Source organism: Pseudoalteromonas sp. TB64, assembly GCF_000498095.1.
Lineage (GTDB): Bacteria > Pseudomonadota > Gammaproteobacteria > Enterobacterales > Alteromonadaceae > Pseudoalteromonas.
Genome location: NZ_AUTQ01000231.1, coordinates 1 through 4,315, shown reverse-complemented (window position 1 = coordinate 4,315; position 4,315 = coordinate 1). Strand labels below are relative to the sequence as shown.

Here is a 4,315-nt window from a genome sequence, read left to right as displayed (position 1 = left end):
CTAAGCGGTAGTCGGTAAAGGGGTTAGGCGTGGCAAGCTCGCTGGTGTGGGGGCCTTCAAGGGTTAAGCTTAATTTATGCCAAATAGGCACGTGAGTGCTGGTTTGCTCCGCGCGAATTAGGGCGCTGAAAATTAATGAAGCGAAAAATGCGCTAATTAACAGCAGCAGTTTTATTGTTTGATTTTTCATGTATGTCCTTGCTGATTTTCTTGCTAGTTAAGCGTGTGATTAAGGAACTTTGTTCGTGTTATTTTTGTTCAGTCTATTTTAATAAAACGTTGTTGTCAAAAAGACTATATGGTGTTAAGTTTACCTTGCACACTAAAAAACACACAACAGGTACATCATGCATAAAAATAAACTAACGATTGCTATTTTATTAGGAATGTCGAGCCTTGCACTTGGCTGTAATGGCTCAGTAGAGCAAAGTAAACCGACACTAAAAGCACAAAAAGCGCCGGAGCAATTAACGCTTAAAGCGCAATTTAAAGATCATTTTAAAATTGGTACAGCAATTAGCCGCGACCAAGTGTTAGGGGCTTTGCCTGAAGATTTAAACGTGGCTAAAGCGCAATTTAATACCTTTACGCCAGAAAATTCTATGAAGTGGGAGCGTATACACCCAGAGCTTGAAACCTATGATTTTGAAGCCGCTGATGCGTTAGTTAAGTACGCACAAGAGAACAACCAAGAGTTAGTTGGGCACACATTAGTGTGGCATTCGCAAACCCCTGATTGGGTTTTTGAAGACGAGCAGGGCGAACCGCTAACCCGCGATGCATTACTTAAGCGCATGCAAAACCACATTAATGCTGTTGCAGGGCGTTATCAAAACCGCATTTTTGCATGGGACGTGGTAAACGAAGCACTTAACGAAGACGGCACACTGCGCGAATCTAAATGGAGCACCATTATTGGTGACGACTTTATAGAATACGCGTTTAAATACGCTAAGCAGGCAGCGCCTAATGCCAAGCTGTATTACAACGACTACAACTTGTATAAGCCAGAAAAACGAGCCGGTGCAATTGCGCTTATTAAAAACTTACAAAGCAAAGGCATTGAAATAGATGGTATTGGTATGCAAGCGCATTACTCGCTTGATAACCCAGAGCTTTCGTTAATGGAAGACTCTATTGTGGCATACGCAGCCACAGGTATTGATGTGATGATAACCGAGCTTGATATTTCGGTATTGCCATTCCCTGAAGGTGAAGAACAAGGGGCTGATATTTCGTTAGATATTGCCTTGCAAGAGCGCTTTAACCCATACCCAGATGGTTTACCGAGTGAAGTAAACACCCAGTTAGGCGAGCGCTATAAAGCCGTGTTTAACATACTTAAAAAGCATGACGATAAAGTAAGTCGCGTAACATTTTGGGGTATAAGCGATGCACGTACTTGGCGTAACGATTGGCCAATGCAAGGGCGCACCGATTACCCATTATTAATTGACCGTGAGTTAAAACTTAAAAGCTTTGTAAGCGATTTATAATCGCTCTAAACATTTGATCTCCCGTAAAGGATCGCTTAAGAGCGATCCTTTTTTGGTTTTAAGCGCTTAAAATAGCTATTTTTGATAGGTTTATTATTAAGATTTCAAGTTAGTTAAGCAATAACTAATATGCGTTTGCAAAGGCACTTGTGGTGTTAAATAGCTAAATGGGAAGTGTGGGTTATTAGGGCTGTCGGGGCAAAATTGCGGCTCTAGGCAAATACCGTCATATGCATTAAACGCACCTTTTAAGTGCTGCCCTGTATACACCTGAATGGCAGGGTAGTTAGAAAGCACACTCAGCATTACTTTTTCATCAGCGCTTGTAAGCGTCGCGTGTTGCTTAATGGTTTGCAGGTTAAGTACTTGCTCGGTTACAAAATTATGATCAAGTTTATCGGTTTTATTAAGCACCCGCGCATTTGTATAGTCAAAAGGCGTATTGGCTACANATTAAACCGGTAGGAATTGCATGTGTATCCACGGGCGTATAATGTGCTGCGGCTAATGTTAATACATGCCCTTGTGCGCTGTTAGTAATACCATTTAGATTAAAATACGGGTGTGATGTAGGCCCCGTAATGGTTTTTTTATTGCTGGTAATAGTAAATTTAATATCAAGATTACTTTGGTTTTTACTGTTAGTGGTAAAGGTATACAGCACATTAAATGTGGTTTTACCGGGGTAGCCGTTATAACCATCGGGTAGGGTAATACTTAAACTTAACACGTTTTTTTGATGGTAATCGAGATGCCAAAACAAGTCGCTTAATGCTTTTTGACCGCCGTGGAGTTGGTTTACTCCTTCGTTTTTATTAAGCGCATAGGCTTTATTATCAATGTGTACTTGTGCGTTATTTAGCCTGTTTGCATAAGGACCGGCTACCGCGCCTAAGTAAAACGTATCGTTTAAATAGTCATTAATATTAGAATAGCCAAGTATAATATTTCGTTTTTTATTATCAACATGGGTAACCCAGCTTGTAAGCCGGGCACCGTAGTTAATAATAGAAATAGTATCGTTTGTTTCATTACTTAGTGTGTATTGAACAATTGAAGTTGTCATGTTGGTTACTCTTTTAATTGTTCGTTCTGGCTTTTTTAATTTCTTCTTTTACGATTGGGTACAGGTCGTATGTTGGATAAAACTCAGTGCTGTAAGCTTTCCAGCCATAGCGTTCTATTGATAAATTTACTTTTGGCATTAGCGCTGCCGGAAAGCGCAGAGTAACTACTTGCCCTATACCCATCATTACTTTCCAAGATTCTACCGTTGCGCCCTCTGGTGGGAAGTGTTTGTAAAAGTTAGCGTTGTTTAGTATTTCTTTTATTTCAGAGAGGTTTTTTGATTGGTCGTGTTTTAAAAAAATCGTTAGCATTAGTTCATCATTTTGCTTGTCATTTGCCCATGCGTTAAAACTAGTACCTGCACTAAAAAGCATAATTAATAGTAAATATTTCATAGTTCACCTTTGTTAGTTAATTATAAAAATGCGCCGAGCTTTGGGAGGCTTAGCGCATTAATTGGATAAAATTGTATTATTGCGCGCATTACGCGTACTAAATGTATTAGGCGTTGGCTTTAATTAACGCCTGCGCGGTGCTAACTACGTTTTTGGTGGTAAAGCCAAAGTGCTCTAATAACACGTTACCTGGCGCCGACTCACCAAAAGTGCTCATACCAATTACTTTGCCTTGTAAACCTACATATTTAAGCCAGTAATCTTGGTGTGATGTTTCAATTGCAATGCGGTTTGCAACCGAGTTTGGTAATACACTTTGCTTATAATCGTCTGATTGTAGATCAAACAATGTGGTGCTTGGCATTGATACCACACGCACTGCAACGCCTTGTGCTGTAAGCTCTTTTGCGGCTTGCATTGCTAAATCAACTTCAGACCCCGTTGCTATTAAAATAAGCTCAGGCGCTTTATTGCTTTCGCTAAGAATATAGCCGCCTTTTTCTATGTCGCTAATTTGCTGAGCGCTGCGTGGCTGGTGGTTGAGCCCTTGGCGACTAAAAATAAGCGCCGTAGGTTGCTGCTGATTTTGTATAGCGTTTTTCCACGAAACGGCGGTTTCTACTGCATCACACGGGCGCCATGTGACTAAGTTTGGGGTCATACGTAGGTTGGCTAGTTGCTCAATAGGTTGATGAGTCGGGCCGTCTTCACCTTGGCCAATAGAGTCGTGGGTATACACAAATATATTTTGAATACCCATAAGTGCTGACATTCTTACTGCGTTACGGGCGTATTCCATAAACATTAAAAATGTAGCACCGTAATTAATAAAACCACTGTGCAGTGATATGCCATTCATAATGCCGCTCATACCAAACTCGCGCACGCCATAAAACAGGTAATTACCGCTGGCGTCATCTGCGCTTATGCCTTTAGAGCCAGACCACAGCGTTAAGTTAGAACCGGCTAAATCGGCAGAGCCACCCAATAACTCTGGTAAATGCGGGGCAAAGGCTTCAATGGTGTTTTGCGAGGCTTTTCGGCTGGCAATGTTAGCGGCGTCTTTGTTGCACTGTGCAATATAGTTGTTTGCAATAGCTTCAAAGTTGTCAGGAAGGGTGCGTTTAATTACGCGGCGCTCAAATTCTTTAGCAAGCTCAGGGTGTCTATTGGTGTAGTCGCTAAACAGTTGTTGCCATTGTTTTTGTTTTTTATCACCGCTTTGTTTAGCGTCCCAATGGGCGTAAATATCATCACTGATACTAAATGCTTTATTTGGGAGGTTTAAAAATTTACGTGCAGCAGTTATTTCGTCATTACCTAATGGCGAGCCATGGCAGTCGTGCGAGCCTGATT

5 protein-coding genes and 1 pseudogene are annotated in these 4,315 nt (G+C 41.2%); 1 reads left to right on the top strand and 5 read right to left on the bottom strand.

The window, feature by feature from the left end; translation table 11 throughout:
- A pseudogene (locus tag L647_RS0119685) lies at positions 1-190 on the bottom strand (DUF5060 domain-containing protein); the annotation flags it as partial.
- A gap of 157 nt (positions 191-347) precedes the next feature.
- Here L647_RS0119685 and L647_RS0119680 point away from each other — a divergent pair.
- A complete protein-coding gene (locus L647_RS0119680; protein ID WP_024612549.1) occupies positions 348-1,496 on the top strand; it encodes an endo-1,4-beta-xylanase in 1,149 nt (382 codons plus the stop codon).
- A 96-nt stretch (positions 1,497-1,592) separates the two neighbouring features.
- Here L647_RS0119680 and L647_RS1000000126605 read toward each other — a convergent pair whose 3' ends face one another.
- From L647_RS1000000126605 to L647_RS0119665, 4 genes are all read right to left on the bottom strand, one after another.
- Positions 1,593-1,910 (bottom strand): hypothetical protein, encoded by a 318-nt coding sequence (locus L647_RS1000000126605; protein WP_253948914.1) that lies wholly within the window; start codon positions 1,908-1,910, stop codon positions 1,593-1,595.
- A 16-nt stretch (positions 1,911-1,926) separates the two neighbouring features.
- The gene (locus L647_RS01000000124665; protein ID WP_253948913.1) at positions 1,927-2,562 is read right to left on the bottom strand and encodes a hypothetical protein; all 636 of its coding nucleotides are present in this window, start codon (positions 2,560-2,562) and stop codon (positions 1,927-1,929) included.
- A gap of 13 nt (positions 2,563-2,575) precedes the next feature.
- Positions 2,576-2,959 (bottom strand): hypothetical protein, encoded by a 384-nt coding sequence (locus L647_RS0119670; protein WP_024612548.1) that lies wholly within the window; start codon positions 2,957-2,959, stop codon positions 2,576-2,578.
- Between the two features lie 106 nt (positions 2,960-3,065).
- A partial coding sequence (locus L647_RS0119665) for a transketolase C-terminal domain-containing protein (protein WP_024612547.1) occupies positions 3,066-4,315 on the bottom strand: 1,250 nt, incomplete at its 5' end.